Source organism: Acinetobacter sp. TR11, from assembly GCF_027105035.1.
GTDB lineage: Bacteria > Pseudomonadota > Gammaproteobacteria > Pseudomonadales > Moraxellaceae > Acinetobacter.
Genome location: NZ_CP114256.1, coordinates 2,244,324 through 2,262,735 on the forward strand (window position 1 = coordinate 2,244,324; position 18,412 = coordinate 2,262,735).

The 18,412-nt window shown below is 39.0% G+C and carries 15 protein-coding genes and 1 pseudogene; 8 read left to right on the top strand and 8 right to left on the bottom strand.

Features of this window, described 5'->3' with window-relative positions; genetic code table 11:
* Window positions 1-92 precede the first annotated feature (92 nt).
* Together O1450_RS10725 and O1450_RS10730 are read right to left on the bottom strand one after the other, a co-directional pair.
* A complete protein-coding gene (locus tag O1450_RS10725; RefSeq protein ID WP_269228399.1) occupies window positions 93-1,331 on the bottom strand; it encodes a putative solute-binding protein in 1,239 nt (412 codons plus the stop codon).
* Between the two features lie 162 nt (window positions 1,332-1,493).
* Window positions 1,494-4,205: a heavy metal translocating P-type ATPase gene (locus tag O1450_RS10730; RefSeq protein ID WP_269228400.1), complete on the bottom strand. Its 2,712-nt coding sequence runs from the start codon at window positions 4,203-4,205 to the stop codon at window positions 1,494-1,496.
* 100 nt (window positions 4,206-4,305) lie between these two features.
* Between O1450_RS10730 and O1450_RS10735 the strand changes: the two genes are divergently transcribed.
* The gene (locus O1450_RS10735) at window positions 4,306-4,686 is read left to right on the top strand and encodes a MerR family transcriptional regulator (RefSeq protein ID WP_269228401.1); all 381 of its coding nucleotides are present in this window, start codon (window positions 4,306-4,308) and stop codon (window positions 4,684-4,686) included.
* Window positions 4,687-4,742: 56 nt separating this feature from the next.
* Here the strand turns inward: O1450_RS10735 and O1450_RS10740 are convergent, their stop codons facing one another.
* Window positions 4,743-4,943 carry a hypothetical protein gene (locus tag O1450_RS10740; protein ID WP_005217587.1) on the bottom strand — a complete coding sequence of 67 codons (201 nt, stop codon included), beginning with the start codon at window positions 4,941-4,943 and terminating at the stop codon, window positions 4,743-4,745.
* A gap of 406 nt (window positions 4,944-5,349) precedes the next feature.
* Between O1450_RS10740 and O1450_RS10745 the strand changes: the two genes are divergently transcribed.
* The 5 genes from O1450_RS10745 to O1450_RS10765 all read left to right on the top strand — a co-directional run bounded on the left by O1450_RS10745 (window position 5,350) and on the right by O1450_RS10765 (window position 11,476).
* Complete coding sequence (locus tag O1450_RS10745; RefSeq protein WP_269228402.1) at window positions 5,350-5,937, top strand: 5-formyltetrahydrofolate cyclo-ligase; 588 nt, start codon at window positions 5,350-5,352, stop codon at window positions 5,935-5,937.
* A gap of 144 nt (window positions 5,938-6,081) precedes the next feature.
* Entirely contained in the window at window positions 6,082-8,511 is a 2,430-nt protein-coding gene (gene lon / locus O1450_RS10750; RefSeq protein ID WP_269228403.1) for an endopeptidase La, read from the top strand.
* A 323-nt stretch (window positions 8,512-8,834) separates the two neighbouring features.
* Window positions 8,835-9,314, top strand: coding sequence for a 23S rRNA (pseudouridine(1915)-N(3))-methyltransferase RlmH (gene rlmH / locus O1450_RS10755; protein WP_004663191.1), 480 nt, complete (start codon window positions 8,835-8,837; stop codon window positions 9,312-9,314).
* 100 nt (window positions 9,315-9,414) lie between these two features.
* Entirely contained in the window at window positions 9,415-10,188 is a 774-nt protein-coding gene (locus O1450_RS10760; RefSeq protein ID WP_269228404.1) for a DODA-type extradiol aromatic ring-opening family dioxygenase, read from the top strand.
* A gap of 181 nt (window positions 10,189-10,369) precedes the next feature.
* Window positions 10,370-11,476, top strand: a complete 1,107-nt coding sequence (locus O1450_RS10765) for an META and DUF4377 domain-containing protein (protein WP_269228405.1) — start codon at window positions 10,370-10,372, stop codon at window positions 11,474-11,476.
* Window positions 11,477-11,564: 88 nt separating this feature from the next.
* Here the strand turns inward: O1450_RS10765 and O1450_RS10770 are convergent.
* Window positions 11,565-11,855 (bottom strand): annotated as a pseudogene (locus O1450_RS10770) (NADP-specific glutamate dehydrogenase); the annotation flags it as partial.
* 103 nt (window positions 11,856-11,958) lie between these two features.
* Between O1450_RS10770 and O1450_RS10775 the strand changes: the two are divergent.
* Complete coding sequence (locus O1450_RS10775) at window positions 11,959-12,759, top strand: RnfABCDGE type electron transport complex subunit B (protein WP_269228406.1); 801 nt, start codon at window positions 11,959-11,961, stop codon at window positions 12,757-12,759.
* The gene (gene nth, locus O1450_RS10780) at window positions 12,760-13,446 is read left to right on the top strand and encodes an endonuclease III (RefSeq protein WP_269228407.1); all 687 of its coding nucleotides are present in this window, start codon (window positions 12,760-12,762) and stop codon (window positions 13,444-13,446) included.
* Here nth and O1450_RS10785 read toward each other — a convergent pair.
* From O1450_RS10785 to O1450_RS10800, 4 genes are all read right to left on the bottom strand, one after another.
* Entirely contained in the window at window positions 13,443-13,625 is a 183-nt protein-coding gene (locus tag O1450_RS10785; RefSeq protein ID WP_034602651.1) for a hypothetical protein, read from the bottom strand. The genes nth and O1450_RS10785 overlap by 4 nt on opposite strands.
* A 64-nt stretch (window positions 13,626-13,689) precedes the next feature.
* The gene (locus tag O1450_RS10790; protein ID WP_269228408.1) at window positions 13,690-14,874 is read right to left on the bottom strand and encodes a VWA domain-containing protein; all 1,185 of its coding nucleotides are present in this window, start codon (window positions 14,872-14,874) and stop codon (window positions 13,690-13,692) included.
* 3 nt (window positions 14,875-14,877) lie between these two features.
* A complete protein-coding gene (locus tag O1450_RS10795; protein WP_269228409.1) occupies window positions 14,878-17,235 on the bottom strand; it encodes a DUF5682 family protein in 2,358 nt (785 codons plus the stop codon).
* Window positions 17,236-17,311: 76 nt separating this feature from the next.
* Window positions 17,312-18,394: an ATP-binding protein gene (locus O1450_RS10800; RefSeq protein WP_269228410.1), complete on the bottom strand. Its 1,083-nt coding sequence runs from the start codon at window positions 18,392-18,394 to the stop codon at window positions 17,312-17,314.
* Between the last annotated feature and the right edge of the window lie 18 nt (window positions 18,395-18,412).

Consider the following 18,412-nt stretch of genomic DNA (forward strand, 5'->3'; position numbering starts at 1 on the left):
CTTGATTGATCAAAGTTGGAAATACCAAGTTTATAACTTAATCCTGCTATTTCCATGATTCTCTTTTTCTATAATGTCAAATGACTTAAAAATTACTCATCTTTCAAAGCACATTCATAATTACTAGGATCTTGTGAACAACGAACCTGTTTCAGCAACTTCATCATATCTTTATCGTAAAAACCTTCTTTGGTCATTTGAATACGTGCTTCACGCATCAATCTGACATAACCAGGTTTATCACTTTCATGTAAGTTCAACCAAAATTTATCTGGAACTTTCGCTTCAATCTTATCGACAAATTCAAATGCAGGATTTAACTGTTTTGAGATAACTTCACGCGCAATAGAACCCATTCCTGCGGGGAATTTATTACGATGCATAATCAAAGTTCCTGTCACTTGAATCACAGGAAACTTGATAATTCCTCCAACAGCTTTGCCCGATTTATCTGTCATCCCTTTTTGTAGCTCAAGCGGTTCAAATAAAATAGCTGGCCCCGCCATAATATCAACTTCTTTATTATTAAACTTACCTCCAACAGTGACTAAATCCACTGAAACAGGTTGAGCACCTACACTCTGTACCAATTTCTTTTGAGTTTCATCAAATTGGAAAACCGCAACTTTTTTACCTGCTGCTTTGGCTAAAGTATTAATATTACGATCAGTCACCATAATATAAGCGGCACCAAGTGGCACAATACCAACGACTTCATAATCTTTATTTACCATTTTTTCATCAAATTTTGGATTTGCCAAAACCTGAATCACCGAACTCAATTGCTTATAGGTTTGTAATGCGCCAATCGCATCAATACTTCCTACAAATTTATTAAATTGTTTTGCACGCAGATTACTAATCCCTGCACCATCACAACGTTTACTACGGAAATCTTCTGTTAATACCGCTTCATTGGTATAAACTTTTAAATTAACCAAAGTAGACGCTGATTTTTTAAGTTTTGGATAATCAAAATCTAATTTGAACTGTAAATGAGATGGTCGTGTCACATTCATATTGACACCAAACTGCTTGGCTACACGTACCATACGTGGAATTTCAGTGATGTAACTTGTAGCCTGTTCAAAAGCCTCACTATGCTCCCCATTTGGAGAGAACACACATAAAGTGACTTGATTTGGAATTTGTTGCCACGTTTTAGGATCGTTAAGTAGCTGTTTAATCTTATTTTGTGAATGTGCAGAAAGTGTTAAATCCAGTTTACCTTCAGGTGCTGCATGAGTCGCATTCGTCAATAATAATGATGATACGATAATACTTGAAGTAAAAAGTGATTTTACAACACGACTAAATTTATTGTTTTGCATCTTTAGATCCATCCTTAGCTATTTCCCAATAGTTTTGATTCAAGTTAAGGATAAAACAGAGAAATAGAATTGACTGCATTCATTTTGATGATGTCAATTGGGTCAAAATAAAGACCCTACTCTCAATTTATGAGAATAGGGGCTTTATTCTTACAAAGTGAATTATGATTTATTTAAACGTAAAGCATTCACCACAACAGAGAGCGAGCTTAATGACATTGCCACTGCAGCAAACATTGGTGTAAGCAATAATCCTGTGAGTGGATAAAATAAACCTGCTGCAACAGGAACACCTAATCCATTATAAACAAAAGAGAATGCAAGATTTTGCTTCATATTTTTTACCCCTAATTTTGCTATATGAACTGCTTGTGCAACCCCTTGAATGTCCCCCTTAACTAAAGTCACTTGCGCTGTTTGCTTGGCAATATCTGTTCCTGTTCCCATCGCAATACCAATATTCGCCTGTGCCAGTGCTGGTGCATCATTGATACCGTCCCCAGCCATTGCCACAATTTTTCCCTGAGCTTGCGCCTGTTTCACAATTTCAAGTTTTTGCTGAGGATCAAGATTGCCATAAACGGTTTGAATACCCAAAAGACCTGCAACCATGTCTGCATTCTTTTGATGATCACCCGTTGCCATAATCACTTCAATGCCATCAGCATGCAGTTGCTCAATCACAGTTTTAGCATTTTGTTTGATTGCATCATGAATCGAAATATAAGCGATTAGCTCTTGTTCTGACATCAGAAAACTAATCACATCGCCTTGTGCACGTTTTTGATCCAACTCATGGATTAAATCAGCATCTAAGGTTAAAGCTAACTGTTCAATAAGCTTCTGACTGCCAATATACAAGGTCTGGTGATCAATACTTCCTTTCACGCCAAAGCCTGCGACATCTTCAAAATCAGAAACATTGAGTAATTGATTTGCATCAACTAATTGAGTTAAGGTCTGGGCAATTGGATGCATCGAATATTGTTCAATCGATGCAATCCATAATTCAATTTGTGCTTGGTTATAAGTTTGAGATAAAAGCTGAATCTCTTTTAAACTTGGTTTACCTTCAGTTAATGTTCCTGTTTTATCAATAATCAAAGTATTGACCTTACTTAAAGCTTCAATCGCCTCGGCATCTTTAAATAACACGCCTTTTTGAGCGGCTCGACCTGTGGTTGCCATCACGGACATTGGTGTTGCCAAACCTAAAGCACATGGACAAGCAATAATCAAAACTGCAACAGCACACATTAAGGCTAAATCAAATTGTGCTTTCCCAAATACCATCCATGCAATAAAAGTCAAAACACTCATACTGAGTACGGCGATCACGAAGTATTTCGCCACCACATCTGCAATTCGTTGCAATGGTGCTTTCGAACGTTGAGCATCGGCAACGGTCTGAATCATTTTGGCTAATGTGGTATTCGCCCCGACTGCAGTGGTTTGGATTCGAATAGCACCTTGTTGATTAATTGTCCCGCCAATGACTAGATCATCTCTTTTCTTTTTCACAGCAACAGGCTCACCGGTCATCATGGATTCATCAACATAGGTCTTTCCATCAACCACGACACCATCTAATGGAATTTGTTCACCCGATGATATTTGCAAAATATCACCTTGTTTGACCATCGCTATATCCACTTCAACAACTTGACCATGCTGCACAAGTTTCGCTTTAGCAGGTTGTAAACGGAGTAAAGCTTTTAATGAATTTGCTGTTTGTGAACGTGCTTTTAGTTCTAAAATTTGTCCCAACAAGCTTAATGAAACAATCATACATGCTGCTTCAAAATAGACAGCAACACCATGCCCTGTTTTCGCTTCAATAGGGATGAATGATGGAAAAATCGTAGCAACAACACTATAAATAAATGCTGCAATTACCCCAACACCAATCAAACTCCACATATTCAGATGTCCTGTTTTATAGGACACCCAACAACGTTGTAAAATAGGATAACCCGCCCATAACACCACAGGCAAACTTAAAAGAAGTTCAATCCACGGCTGAACATGTGGCGAAATAAAGGCATGAATATGTGAACCCATGGCCAAGATCATCACCAACAAACTCAAAGGTAATGTAGTCCAAAAACGTCGACTAAAATCTACTAGCTCAGGATTTGGTCCATCATCCAAAGTGGGTTGCATCGGCTCAAGTGCCATCCCACAAATTGGGCAAGTTCCTGGCCCTTTTTGTACAATTTCAGGATCCATTGGACAGGTATAATCCATATCCATTGCCCCCTCAGGTACAGGACGCTGATCAACTGGAATTAGATAAAATTCAGGATCATTTTTAAATTTATCTAAACAAGATGGATTACAGAAATAATAGGTTTTGCTTTGATAATCTGTTATTAAATCTGTCGTGGTTTTGACTGACATACCACAAACAGGATCAATCTCTGTATCCACTAAAATGCTTTCACTTGAATGATCATGCTTTCCACCACAACAAGAGGAAGATTTTTTAGCTTCATCTTGAATAGATGGTACTTCTGGTTTAGGGCCACAACATGAACTTAGCTTTTGCTCCATTGGTTTTGGCGCACAACAAGATGATGCTTTGACTGGCTCAATCTTCTGCTCTGATTCACCCTCACCACATGAAGATTGTTTTTTTTCTTTAGCGCAGCAAGACGATACTGTTGATGGCACGTTATTTCGTTTTAAGAAGCTTTCAGGTTGTAAACTAAATTTCTGTTGGCAACCTGCTGAACAGAATAAATAGCGGATACCTAGATAATCAAAATAGTGCTGCGAGTTTTCATCGACTGTCATACCGCAAGCTGGATCAATATATTCGTACACAAGCGGTACTTCATTTTTAGAACAGCATGAAGATGGTTGTTGAGTCATGACGACACCTATCTTTTCTTTCTTGATAGGGCTAGGATAAAGTCTGTACCTAGGTACAGAGTCAAGTGCTTTTTCACTATCCCAACACAGGTATGAGAAAATGAACCTAACAATCGGAAAATTAGCAAAATCCTGCCACGTTAATGTCGAAACCATTCGTTATTATCAACGTATCGGCTTAATGCGTATCCCTGAAAGTACGCAAAGTTATCGTTATTATAATCAACAGGATTTGGAAACCTTGAGTTTTATTCAGAAAGCGAAGGATGCTGGATTACAACTGAATGAAATTAAAGAATTGCTCACACTGAATTTAGAGGATCGTGTCCAAGTCAGACATGTCATTGAACAACGATTGAGCAAGATCGATGAAAGAATTCAGGAACTTGTGGGTCTTAAGCAAAGACTTTCCACATGGTTAGACGAATGTAAAACGACAGAAAATGAATGTTGCCCAATATTGATGGAACTCAAACAATAAGTTCCATCAATAAAGCTAAGCAGTTGAATCAATACTCATCAAAAAAGTACATAACACTAAATAAATGACCAAATCACATTTTCATCCTTTTGTTTCAATAAGAAACTGGTTTGGTAATCATCAGCGACGATGAGATGCTGATTAGAGATCATCATTACTTTCAACAGCGTATCATTATGATAAATCAAATCATTTTTACCTTCTTTAGTTAAGATAAGCATTTGATCTAAGACAATTACATTTTTTGAATCAAACATACTTTTTCCCTCTAAACCTTACCCTATGGTCTTTTAAATATTTTTATAAAGTGACACAGTGAATATCGTAACGAATGAAATAAAATACCCCGCTCATTCATAGCGCTAAAATATTCCTTTTAATTGTTTAAACATGTGAAATAGCAAAGTATTTGCGATTTTCACGGTAAGATTATAGATCACTTTTTACGCAATTTGTGAATTTTTTGTCATATGAAACTAAAATTTGTTATTTTATTCTTATTTTTGACAACATAGTGATTAGGTCGAGTGTTACAGCTTTGTGATTACTTTAAGTTGTCAGAATCCATAACTGATCAACAACATTAGAACTTCAATTTATTTAGATACTTAAGCACACTTAAATCAAGTATGATTCTCGAGGCTTTGTTTTATTTTGAATACGATGAATAGTGATTTACATGTACTGAGAAAAGATATTCGTTTAAAAAGAAAACGAGTGAATCGCTTTGAACATAAAAAAAGTGAACAAGACGCTGTAAATCGCCTCAGATCAATACCCCAATTCAAGTTTGCAAAAAGCGTTGGATTATATCTTCATGCTTTTGGCGAAGTGCATACTCACAAACTCATTCAGCTTTGTTTTAAACACAAAAAACTCGTTTACTTACCCATGATTTGCACGATGAATCAAGAACTTGTATGGGTAAAAATAAACTCTAAGCAATACTCAAATCAACGTTTTTCCCATCATCCTCTCGGGATGAAAGAACCCATGGCAAGTCGCGGTCATCATATATCCATTTTGGATCTTTTAATTATGCCTTTACTTGCCTGTGATCACTTAGGGACACGAATCGGCATGGGAGGTGGTTTCTATGACCGTACTTTGGCAAGTGCGCCGCATCGACCTTTCCGTTTGGGTCTCGCCCATACATTTCAATATATTGATCAAACCTTACCTAGACAAAAATGGGATCAACCGATGCATGGTTTACTAACACCTAAAAAGTTCTATATTTTCAAGCCTTAACCTTATTGTTCTAATATTTTTTAGAAAAAAACCGACCAATTTAGTCTTTTTTTAATATTTTCTAAGTAAAAACCCTTGTAATTTTTGAAATGCACATCACTATAAAAAACATGGCAACACCGTTGTCACTCATTAGGAGTGCCCATGTCTGAATATATTTTAAATAATGAATCAAGCTTAGAGCCACAGGTTCCAAGTGTATTACCACTATTAGCATTACGTGATGTTGTGGTCTATCCACACATGCAAATTGCGCTATTTGTGGGTCGTGAAAAATCGATCAATGCAGTGGATGTGGCTCGTAACGGTGACAATTTAGTATTTGTAGTTGCGCAAAAAGATTCGCTTACAGAAGAAATTGATCACGATAACCTCTATCAATACGGAACTGTGGCTAAAATCGTACAAGTCGTAAATCATGAAAATGATGAAAACTGCATTAAAGTACTGATTGAAGGTCTGCATCGTTCTAAACTAGAGCGGATTATTGATGGTGAAGAATACTTGACTGCTGAGCACAGTCTCAGTCCAATGACATTACCATTGGACGAGGAAGCTCAAGCAACTCGCTTAAACGAATTACGTACCCTATTCGCTCAATATGCTGAAGCGAAATTACGCAATGCACGTGAGCTTGTTGCAGCAGCAAATAAAATCGAAGACTTATTACAATTAATGTTCTTTGTTGCAACTCGTGTACCTTTAAATATAGAAGTGAAACAAAAGTTTTTAGAGCACGACGAATTTGAAGCGCATTTTAAAGAGTTAATGAGCTACTTGATGAATCAATCTGCTGAACAGCAAATTGAACAAACGTTGCATGACAGTGTTAAACGTCAAATGGAAAAGAATCAACGAGAATACTTTCTAAATGAAAAAATGAAAGTTATTCAACGTGAACTTTCTGATATGAACGGCGGTGCTGAAGATGACGTTGCGGAAATTGAAAAACGTCTTGCTGAAGCAGATTTGCCTGAACATGTACGCAAAAAAGCTGAAGCTGAGTTTCGCAAACTGAAAGCAATGCAACCTGCATCAAGCGAAGCTGCCGTTGTTCGTAACTATTTAGAAGTCATTCTGGATACCCCATGGAACAAAGCGAGCAAAGTCAGCATTAACTTAGCAAAAGCACAAGAGATTCTTGATGAAGATCATTACGGCTTAGATGACGTCAAAGATCGTATTGTTGAATATCTTGCAGTGCAATCTCGTGTGAAAAAACTCCGTGGTCCTATTCTTTGTCTAGTTGGTCCTCCAGGTGTGGGTAAAACATCACTTGGTGAATCTGTTGCCAAAGCAACAGGTCGTGAGTTTGTTCGCATGGCGCTTGGTGGTGTACGCGATGAGGCTGAAATCCGTGGTCACCGTCGTACTTATATTGGTGCGATGCCGGGTAAAATTGTACAGTCTTTAACAAAAGTTGGCGTGAAGAACCCACTGTTCTTACTCGACGAAATTGACAAGATGGCACAAGACTATCGTGGCGATCCTGCATCGGCATTATTGGAAGTACTTGATCCATCACAAAACAGTAAGTTCAACGATCATTATTTAGATCTGGATCTTGATCTTTCAGAAGTCATGTTCATCTGTACTGCGAACAGCATGAATATTCCTGAAGCATTGCTTGACCGTATGGAAGTCATTCGTCTACCGGGTTATACCGAAGATGAGAAAGTGAATATTGCTGAACGTTACCTTGTTCCAAAAGCGATTAAGAACAATGGTCTACGTGCAAAAGAATTGACTGTTCACGAAGAAGCAATCCGTGACATCGTACAACGTTATACACGTGAAGCGGGTGTCCGTAGCCTAGAGCGTGAAGTGTCTAAAATTGCACGTAAAGTGGTGAAAGAAGCTGTAAGCAAGAAGTCTAAAAACTTACAAGTTGATGTCACTTCTGCCAATCTTCCTGAATATCTAGGTCCGCACAAATTTGACTTTGGTATGGCTGAAGATGAAGCACAAGTCGGTCGTGTAAATGGTTTAGCTTGGACTTCGGTAGGTGGTGAATTGCTTACTATTGAAGTTGCAGCCGTGAAAGGTAAAGGTAAATTCATTACGACGGGTTCGCTCGGTGATGTGATGAAAGAATCGATTACTGCTGCAATGACTGTAGTTCGTACTCGTGCTGATGAATTAGGTATTGAAGCATCACGTTTTGATGAAACTGATGTCCATGTTCACTTACCTGAAGGTGCAACGCCAAAAGATGGTCCATCTGCTGGTCTAGCACTCACAACTGCACTTGTATCAGCATTTACAGGGATTGCGATTCGTCCAGATATTGCGATGACAGGTGAAACGAGTCTAGGTGGTCGTGCGATGCGTATTGGTGGTCTAAAAGAAAAACTTCTTGCAGCTCACCGTGGTGGAATTAAATTAGTTTTTATTCCGCAAGATAACGTTCGTGACTTAGCCGAGATTCCTGACAATGTAAAAGAAGGCTTAGAAATCAAAGATGTAAAAAGTATTGATGAGATCTTACCTTTAGCATTGACGGATACGCCGAAGCCTTTACCTAAAACACCTATTGTTAAACCAGTAGAAGAAGCAAAGGCTGCGCGTCATTAAACAAGTAAGTAGATGAAAATTAAAGAGAGCTTCGGCTCTCTTTTTTTGTTACATAATTTGGTTGAAAAACAACCAAATTATTGCATAATAAAATAGAGTCGATAAAAATAAAGATGAAGCTTGACTCAGTGAACCCATTTTTTAGTGTCATCCGAACTCCAGACTGATGACACTTTGATCGCAGCTCAAACGCAATTTTGAGCTGCGTTTTTTATGCAACATAATCAATAAATACACTTTCAGCGACTATTCCCTTTTATGCTGATCACTATCCATAAAGAACACTGTTTATAATAGGCGTAATTTCTCGATCTATTTATTCTATGAAAATTCGTATTCTGACTATTGGGCAAAAAATGCCTGCTTGGGTGTTAACTGGATTTGAAGATTATTTCAAACGCATTCAACCTTTTGTACAAACTCAAGTGATTGAACTCCCAATGGCAAAACGAGGCAAAAATGATTCAGAAGCAGATATTTTAAAATATTGTCAAATTGAAGGTGATAGTATTTTAAATGCACTTAAACCCAATGAAACATTAATTGCCTTAGAAGTAGGTGGTCGAGAACTCAGTACAGAAAAACTGGCAGATACCATGAAACAATGGATGCTTGAAGGCAATGATATTGCTCTTGCGATTGGTGGTCCTGATGGACATTCAGACGCAGTTCGTAAAGCAGCAGCTTGGCATTGGTCTCTTTCTAAATTAACCATGCCACATCCAATGGTTCGTATTCTACTGATTGAACAACTTTATAGAGCGATGAGTATCAATCATAATCATCCTTATCATCGCGCTTAAAATTGTTCTGATTATAGAACAATCTGTTGATGTTTAAGGGCTGTCATTGTTCCCATGAATTTGTCACGATAATGATGTATTTCTAATCAGGTGCTTATCTATGAATTTCCAGACTTTACCCGGGTTATTTATTTCTCATGGTTCTCCCATGCTTGCACTTGATCCTGAACAAGTGGGTTCCGCATTGCATCGTTTAAGCAATAATTTACCAAAACCTCAGGCAATTATTGTGATGTCTGCTCATTGGGAAAGTCAAGCGCTAGAAGTGAGTACCTCAACCCGAGCTCAAACGTGGCATGATTTTCGTGGTTTCCCCCCTGAACTTTATGAGATCCGTTATCCTGCTGCGGGCGCTCCAAAACTTGCTGAGGAAATACTGACTCTATTTGCAGAAGCAGATATTCCTGCACATGCCAATAGCACGCGACCACGAGATCACGGTGTATGGATGCCTTTATTGCATATGTATCCAGAAGCCGATATTCCTGTGATTGAAATTTCCTTACCCATTGAAATGAATGCTGACCAGATTTACAAAATTGGGCAAGTTTTAGCACCTTTACGTGAACAACAAATTTTATTAATTGGCTCTGGTAGCATTACCCATAATCTCTCTGAACTTTCATGGCATGCAGATGCTGCAGTTCCAATATGGGCAAGCACATTTCGAAATAGTGTGGTCAGTAAACTGAACCATCAAGATTATGACGCTGTACTTAACTGGCCATCTTTACCCTACGTGCAACGAAATCATCCTACCCTTGAACATTTTGCACCATTATTCTTTGCAATGGGAACAGGACATCGTTTTAGTATCGTGCATAGTAGTTTTTCAATGGGGTCATTAGGTATGGACATTTATCGTTTTGATTAAAAACCAAGCATCATGTTTTTTAAATGGCTTACTTATATTTGAGTAAGTCATTTTCCTAATTAATTTTCTTAAAATTTACAATTGGATACATTTAACGAACTTAATCCATAAACGGATTACATTTTCTTTTTTTAAGAATACTTTAAGCTAATGACTGTTATTTATTTACTGTTGTTTGACTATGAAAATTAAATATTTAGTTCTTGCTTTATTGCCACTTTCTTTGATGGCATGCCAAACAGTACAAAATGTGACTGATAATGTTATTTCTCAAATGAATACAACTGCTGCAAAAAATTTAACTGAATATAATTGGACTTATCAAGGTTCAAAAGCATCAAAACCTTTAGTTTTATCTTTCGATGATAATCAACGATTATCTATTCAAACTGGCTGTAATAATCAAGGTGGGACTTGGAAAGTTGAAGGTAATACCATTGTAACCTCACCACTGGCATCAACAATGATGGCATGTGCGGATGATTTAATGCAACAAGAACGCTTATCTGCTGATATTTTTAGTGAGAAAAAAGTTCCTTTCACACTCAGTACCCAAAATGATCAAGCGATCTTGACAGTAACTGATAGTAAAGGTCAAAAACATGTATTTACAGGAAGCAAAATCGTGAATACGAGTGTGTTAACAAACTATACTTGGTCATATCAACCAACTGATACAAAAAAACCAATCGTATTAAGTTTTTTAGCCAATGATCGTTTATCTGTAGATACTGGTTGTAACCGCTTAAATACCTCATGGAAAATTGAAAATGGTTCAATTGTTACAGGTAACGGCGCTTCAACAATGATGGCATGTGAACCAGCGCTGATGAAACAAGAGCAATTTGCAGGTACACTTTTACAAAAACGTAAGGTTTCATTTGAAATTAATGCAACAAATTTAGACCAGCCGAGCTTAACTTTAAGCGATGCAAACGGTCAAAAATATACGTTCCTTGGTAAAATGACAGCTGAAGCAAAATACCAGTCTGAAGGTAAAATCGTTTTCCTCGAAATTTCACCACAAACTAAATCATGTACGGGTGTAGCACCACAAACTTGTATGCAAGTTCGTGAGATTAAATATGACGATAAAGGCATCAAAACCTATGCTGATAAAAATTGGTCACTTTACTACGGTCAAATCGAAGGCTTTGAACATAATCCAAACCAACGTGTGATCGTTCGTGTTAAACGCTATGAAATTAAAAATCCAGCAGCAGATCAATCAAGCTTAGCTGATGTCTTAGATATGATGGTTGAACAAGAAACCGTGAAAAAACCATAATTTTAATCAGTTAAAAAAATCCGATGTTTCAACATCGGATTTTTTTATGAAAAGTCTCTCTTTATTAAAGCGGGAGTTTAGGAGACCCTTAATAAATACCCTGCACGAGAATGGCATCTGCTACTTTGACGAAACCAGCAATATTCGCACCATCAACATAATTGACAGTCCCGTCTTCTTTGCTTCCATATTTTAAGCAATTGGCATGAAGATCTTTCATAATCGCATGTAGGCGTTCATCGACTTCACCATATGTCCAACCGAAACGTAACGCATTTTGAGACATCTCAAGACCAGAAGTTGCAACTCCGCCCGCATTTGATGCTTTACCTGGTGCATACAAAATCTTAGCTACGATAAATTGTTCAACTGCGTCAATTGCAAAAATAAAAAATCTATAAAAATAGATTTAAGCAACGATTGCCGCCGATTAAACTATTCTTTGCTATAATAGCGACACTGTTTTTATCCTATCTTCTTTCATGTCAGTTTCAGCACAACAACTCTCTCTTATCGTTCAGGTAGACCAACTTTTACCACAAACACAATGTGGTTTATGTGGACATCGTGATGGTTGTTTACCTTATGCAAAGTCGATCGTGGAAGGTGAAGATGCAAACAAATGCGTTCCAGGTGGACAACCCGTTGCAGATGCACTTGCGACATTATTAAAAAGACCAACAATGATTGCGGAACCGAGTGTTTGGGATATTCAAGCAGATGGTCGACCGCAACAAATGAAAGCGATAATTCGTGAAGATGAATGTATCGGGTGTACTAAATGTATTAGTGCCTGCCCTGTTGATGCCATTATCGGTAGCGGAAAATTAATGCATAGTATCTTGACTGATCTATGTACGGGTTGTGAGTTATGTATTCCACCCTGTCCTGTAGATTGTATTGATCTAGTCGCAGATACCAATCCATTACCTACAGTTCAACAACGTAATCTTGAACAAGATGATCTCAGACATCGTTACTATGCGCATATCCAACGAGAAGAAAAACGTCGTTTGAGTCGTAAAGGACCGATTGTTCGTGCTGAAATTGATACCGAATTTTTTGCTCAATTTTCTCAAGCACTTAACAATGTACCCGTGATCACACTCATGGATAAACCGAAAGAAAATCCTGTATTAGATGCAAAAACGACAATTGAACTTGCGAAAATTAGAACGCAAATCAAAAAGTTAGAAAAACAATTAAGCGTACGTGCTGATGAGCAAAAACAGGCACAATTACTCGATTTACAACAACGTTTAAATGAATTACAGGGAATCTAAATGCCTGTCAAAAATATGACCAAAAAACAAATTCAGACTTTTTTTGAACGTTTACGTACGCAAAGACCACATCCCCAAACTGAGCTGAACTACAGCTCTCCTTTTGAGTTACTGATTGCTGTTTTGCTTTCTGCACAAGCAACCGATGTCAGTGTCAACAAAGCGACTGATAAACTCTATGCCGTTGCTAATACTGCACAAGCTATTTTAAATCTTGGGGTTGAGGGCTTAAAAGAATATATTAAGACGATTGGTTTATATAACGCTAAAGCTGAAAATGTGATCAAAACTTGTCAGATTTTACTTGATCAATATCAAGGACAAATTCCAGAAACGCGAAAAGAACTGGAAGCTTTACCAGGTGTAGGGCGTAAAACGGCAAACGTCGTGCTCAATACCGCCTTTGGTCATCCCACTATGGCAGTCGATACCCATATTTTCCGTGTTGGCAATCGTACTGGTTTGGCAGTAGGTAAAAATGTTTTAGAAGTCGAAGATCGATTAATTAAGGTTATTCCTAAAGAGTTTATTATTGATGCTCATCATTGGCTGATCTTGCATGGACGTTATTGTTGTATAGCACGTAAACCTAAATGTGCTGAATGTATCGTATCCGATGTCTGCAACTGGCCTGATCGTTTTGAATTTGGAGCCGTAAAAACAATTCCAACAAAAAACCTCAGTTAATCCTGAGGTTTTTTACGCTGCTGTAATTTGGGATGTAGCTGACGTTCTCGACCATTTTTCTTATTTTCCAAAGCCTGTTGTTTCTGCACATGACGCAGCATTTTTTGACTTTGATACAATAAAAACAACAGTAAAGCTAAACTTAAAATTACCACCACAATCAAAATAATTTTCAGCAACGACCTATCCTCAATCAGCTCACACGTTTCGACTTGCATAGCGAAACGTCATCTTCATATTCTATTATGTCAGATTTTGTTGGGTTGCATACCATGCATGAATATCTCGTTTTTCAATTGCAGTTGCCATCAATTCTGGGAACTGATCAGGTGTACAAGCAAAGGTTGGGATACCCATATCCGCAAAGATCTGTGCATGTTGGGTATCGTACCAAGGCGCACCATCATCAGACAATGCCAGTAATGCAATCACTTGCACACCACTATCTAGCATTTCAGCGACTTGCTTGAGCATTTGCTTGGCATCACCACCTTCACACAAATCACTGATGAGAATAAAGATGGTATCTTCTGGACGAGTAATTTTACCACGACAATATTTAATCGCTTTGGCAATATCGGTTCCCCCACCCAACTGCGTTCCAAACAACACATCCACAGGGTCTTCGAGCAAAGGGGTTAAATCGGCTAACTCAGTATCAAATACAATCATTTGCGTACTGACTGCACGAATACTTGCCATCACCGCCGCAAAGACACTGGAATAAATCACCGAAGGTGCCATCGAACCACTTTGATCGACACACAGCACAATGTCTTTTAAAGCCGTTTGTTGGCGTGGATGTCCATGTAATTCATGTGGAATAATGGTTTTAAAATCTTCCTGCCAATGTTTCAAATTGGCTTGAATGGTGCGTTTCCAGTTAATGTCTTGCATGCGTTTAGGACGACGCGTATGTGCTGAACGATTGATACTGCCTCGAATCGCTTGCTGTAATGGTTGTTTTAAACGGTTTTCAAGCTGTTCTACCAACTGACGTACCACGATGCGTGCAGTTTCTTTGGTTTTTTCAGGCATCAAATGATTGAGTGAAATTAAGGTAGAAACCAAATGAATATCGACCTCTACACTCGCCAACAATTCAGGCTCTAACAACATTTGTTGTAAATTTAAACGCTCTAAAGCATCTTTTTGAATAACTTTTACCACAGAAGATGGGAAATACTGGCGAATATCCCCCAACCATTGCGCCACTCGAGGACTAGAATGCCCTAAACCACCACGGCGATTGGACTGTTGCGTCTGATAAAGCTCATTCAAGCATTCTTGCATTTTGGTATCTTGCACCGACCAATTCGGTAAATGCGAGGTCGAATTTGGGACTTGCCCTAAAATTAATCGCCAACGTCGTTCTTGTTCCGCAAGGTCAGGTTGTTCTAAAGTGATCAGTTCTTCATTCATATTCATGACTTAACCCTCTACCACAACAGGCTGTAAATACGCATAAATTTCATCTAATACCGTTTGAGCACGTGCGATGTCTAAAGCACCGACCTCTTGTTTGACTGCGGTCGATTTTTGCGTCACTTTCTGAATTAATTGCTGCGCTTCAGCAGGGCTAAAACTTGAAGCTGTTCTCGCCAAAATCGGTAACAATTCAATGAATTGCTGCTCTTGTAATTGATTGACCCATTGGCTCACCGTATCCCAAAGACTTTGCTCATGAATCAATAGCAAAGCTTGATGAGTCAAGAAACCTTCAAACCAAGCTGCACTATAATCCGCCGTCTGCCCAAGCGATAAAGCTCGAGACAGAAACCCCTGTGTTTGCTCTACATCAATCAAGTGCTGTTCTCGTGCTAAACGCACACAACAACCATGCAAATAACCTTGCATCTGTTCCAACTGCAATAACTGATGTAAGGTCTCTTGCCAAAGCTGTAACAATTCATCTTGTTGTAATTGTTCTAAAAGTTCATATAAATTTTGTAGTTGTTGGGCAAACTGCTGCGCCATTTCGGCATTCAGTTGTACACAATAACTTGGCAAACTCAACATCAAGCGAATCGCTAAATGTTCTACCACTTGATGTAAATGTTGCATTGAAAATTGGCGCACACTGCCATAACGAATTGCCGTAATCAGTGGCTTTAAAGTTGCCAAAATAATACTAGGGTCTTGATGCTGGGTAGTGAGTTCATTCAATTTATCCAAAGCCAAATTTAAGCTTTGATCTAGACCAGACAATAAAATGCTCTCAATCAGTTGTGCAATTTGCGCCACATCTTCACATTGTCGAATCTGATTTTCTAAATAACTTTGTGTAGCAAGCTGAATACTATTGCCCCACAGCGACATTTCATTCAGATATAAACTACTCTCAGGCTGCCAAGACAATTGCCATGCTTCTTTAAAATTGCCTTGCTTCGAGCCTGTACCTGCCAAGTCTGCCCAAGCAAGACCGAGTAATTTCACGCAGTGTAAAAATTGACTTTTTGCCAAGTCGAATGCTTCACGCAAATCAAGACTAATGTCACGATGAGGTGCTTCGAGCTTTAAACGGAAATGCTTCACTTGCTGCAAGAAATCTTTTTGAATGGGTAGCTCAATCAATTCATCGGGTACTTGCCCCAATTGCTCGTCTTCAAGCAATTTGGCTAAAATCGGTTGTGGAATATCTAAACCATGATTCAAGACCGAGCGAATCACCTCAAATAAATCTTCCAAATCAGGAATACGGCGTCCACGTAATTGCAATAAAGATTGAATTAGTTGTACCGCATCAATAATCTGAGCACTAGAGGCATCATGACCTGCTTGGCGTAAGGCTTGGGCAAATTTGCTTAACCAATCAATGCTAATTTTCTCGCCATCAACATTTTCGTCTAAAGCTTGTTGATAATGCTTCCAAAGATGGGTATACCATCCCACCGCTTGTACACCTGCACCATAGCCACTGTCTCGGCTCAATCGCCCATGTGTCCACGCAATCCATGCAGCATCCACTTTTACTTTGGGCAAGCCTTTGAGCAAAGCGGTATCTGCTTTATTTTGCGCTTTTAAATCTGCCAACACAGGTGCATGCCATGCACCACAAATCACTACAATATTTTGGTAGCCCTGCTTTTCTGCCTGCTTGATCACTTTGCGCATATAGGCTTCGCGATACTGCTCCAGCAATTGATCTTCGCTGCTATAGTTTTCAGGCTGCTGGCTCAGTAAATAATCTCGTAAAGCTGCCATCGCATCAGTAATTGCGGCAAACATTTGTCCAGCATGCGGTTGCTGTTCAACCAAATGCTCCCAAAAACGTTCGCTATCTTGATAGCCTGCCTGTTCCGCCAACAGTTGAATTGGATCTCGGCGAATCGAAAGATAATGCTGTTCCATATTCTGCGCTGCTTCATCAGCCACTTGCAGCTCTGGCTCAATCTCAGCATCGTCTGCGAATGTTTGTTCATCTGCTGAAGCTTGTTGTAAACGTTGTTCTGCCCATTGTTTTTCCAGTGCAAAACGATGTTGCAAAGGCAGATCCATAAACTCTACTGCAACTTGCTGACGCAACGCATATTGCAAAGCTTGCCACTCAGGCGAAAATTCAGCAAAAGGATAGAAGACTGCCTGTGATCGCACTTCTTTTTGTACAGGGGTATTCAACAACAACGCCACAGGCGGCTTAAAATCGGCATGTTGCAATTGGGCAATGATTGCATTGGCATCAGGTGGCCCTTCAATCAAAATACAGTCAGGTTGAATCGAAGCCAAAGCATTACATACACTACGTGCCGAACCAGGCCCATGATGACGAATACCGAGAATATGCAGCATTTTTCTATCCTTTATTTCGATCACATCTTCTCCTTGTCAAGGAGAAGATTGGGATGAGGTCATTTATTATTTGGTTTTATTCTAAGTCACGACAAGCACGATACAGGTCTTGCCAACCCTCACGTTGTTTAATCACGGTTTCCACATATTCCTTCCAAGGCACAATATCTTGAACAGGATCTTTTAATACTGCACCTTGTAGACCTGCTGCGAGTTCATGATCCGTAACATTGCCCGAACCAAAATGCCCTGCCATCACCCAACCATGACTCATCACTGAAATGGCTTCAGCCGTGGATAAAGTCCCTGTGGTGGTTTTGAGTTTTTGCTTGCCATCCAAGGTTTGCCCATGACGCAACTCTCTAAAAATCGTCACCAGTTTTTGAATTTGAGCATCTAAAGGCTGAATCTCAGGTAGTTGTAAACTTTTACCTAATGAATGAACACGTTTTTGTACGATTTCCACTTCTTCAGCGATGGTGGCAGGCGGCGGTAAAATCACCGTATTAAAACGACGCTTTAACGCAGAAGAGAGTTCATTCACCCCTTTATCACGGTTATTGGCTGTTGCAATCACACTAAAACCTTGTACCGCTTGATACTCAATTCCCAACTCAGGAACAGGCAAATTTTTCTCGGAAAGTAAGGTAATCAAGGTATCTTGGACATCGGCAGGAATACGAGTCAGTTCTTCCACACGCGCGATCTTGCCTTCTTGCATCGCACGTAACATCGGACTTTTCACCAAAGCATCTTCGCTTGGGCCTTTGGATAAAAGTTGCGCATAATTCCAACTATAACGTAAGGTATCTTCGCTCGTACCTGCCGTACCTTGAATCAATAAAGCACTATTACCTGAAATCGCAGCAGCCAAATGTTCAGATACCCATGATTTTGCTGTGCCTGGTACGCCTAATAACAACAAGGCGCGATCAGTCGCCAATGTCGCAACAGCAATTTCCATCAAACGGCGATTACCAATATATTTTGGTGAAATTTCTGTTCCATCTGGCAGTGTTGTACCCAATAAGTAATCTACGACTGCTTTAGGCGAAAGTTGCCATTGTGGAGGTTTTACTAAACTGTCATGTGCTTTTAATGCATCTAATTCATGAGAAAATTGTTGTTCTGCACGCGCACGTAAAACTTGTTGAGACATGTTGATTATCCTAATTTA

Coding starts and splice junctions, on each gene's coding strand:
- O1450_RS10790 (WP_269228408.1), bottom strand. CDS start 14,874: ATGAATATGAATGAAGAACTGATCACTTTAGAACAACCTGACCTTGCG.
- O1450_RS10740 (WP_005217587.1), bottom strand. CDS start 4,943: ATGTTTGATTCAAAAAATGTAATTGTCTTAGATCAAATGCTTATCTTA.
- rlmH (WP_004663191.1), top strand. CDS start 8,835: ATGAAAATTCGTATTCTGACTATTGGGCAAAAAATGCCTGCTTGGGTG.
- O1450_RS10775 (WP_269228406.1), top strand. CDS start 11,959: ATGTCAGTTTCAGCACAACAACTCTCTCTTATCGTTCAGGTAGACCAA.
- O1450_RS10725 (WP_269228399.1), bottom strand. CDS start 1,331: ATGCAAAACAATAAATTTAGTCGTGTTGTAAAATCACTTTTTACTTCA.
- lon (WP_269228403.1), top strand. CDS start 6,082: ATGTCTGAATATATTTTAAATAATGAATCAAGCTTAGAGCCACAGGTT.
- nth (WP_269228407.1), top strand. CDS start 12,760: ATGCCTGTCAAAAATATGACCAAAAAACAAATTCAGACTTTTTTTGAA.
- O1450_RS10760 (WP_269228404.1), top strand. CDS start 9,415: ATGAATTTCCAGACTTTACCCGGGTTATTTATTTCTCATGGTTCTCCC.
- O1450_RS10730 (WP_269228400.1), bottom strand. CDS start 4,205: ATGACTCAACAACCATCTTCATGCTGTTCTAAAAATGAAGTACCGCTT.
- O1450_RS10735 (WP_269228401.1), top strand. CDS start 4,306: ATGAACCTAACAATCGGAAAATTAGCAAAATCCTGCCACGTTAATGTC.
- O1450_RS10745 (WP_269228402.1), top strand. CDS start 5,350: ATGAATAGTGATTTACATGTACTGAGAAAAGATATTCGTTTAAAAAGA.
- O1450_RS10795 (WP_269228409.1), bottom strand. CDS start 17,235: ATGCTGCATATTCTCGGTATTCGTCATCATGGGCCTGGTTCGGCACGT.
- O1450_RS10765 (WP_269228405.1), top strand. CDS start 10,370: ATGAAAATTAAATATTTAGTTCTTGCTTTATTGCCACTTTCTTTGATG.
- O1450_RS10800 (WP_269228410.1), bottom strand. CDS start 18,394: ATGTCTCAACAAGTTTTACGTGCGCGTGCAGAACAACAATTTTCTCAT.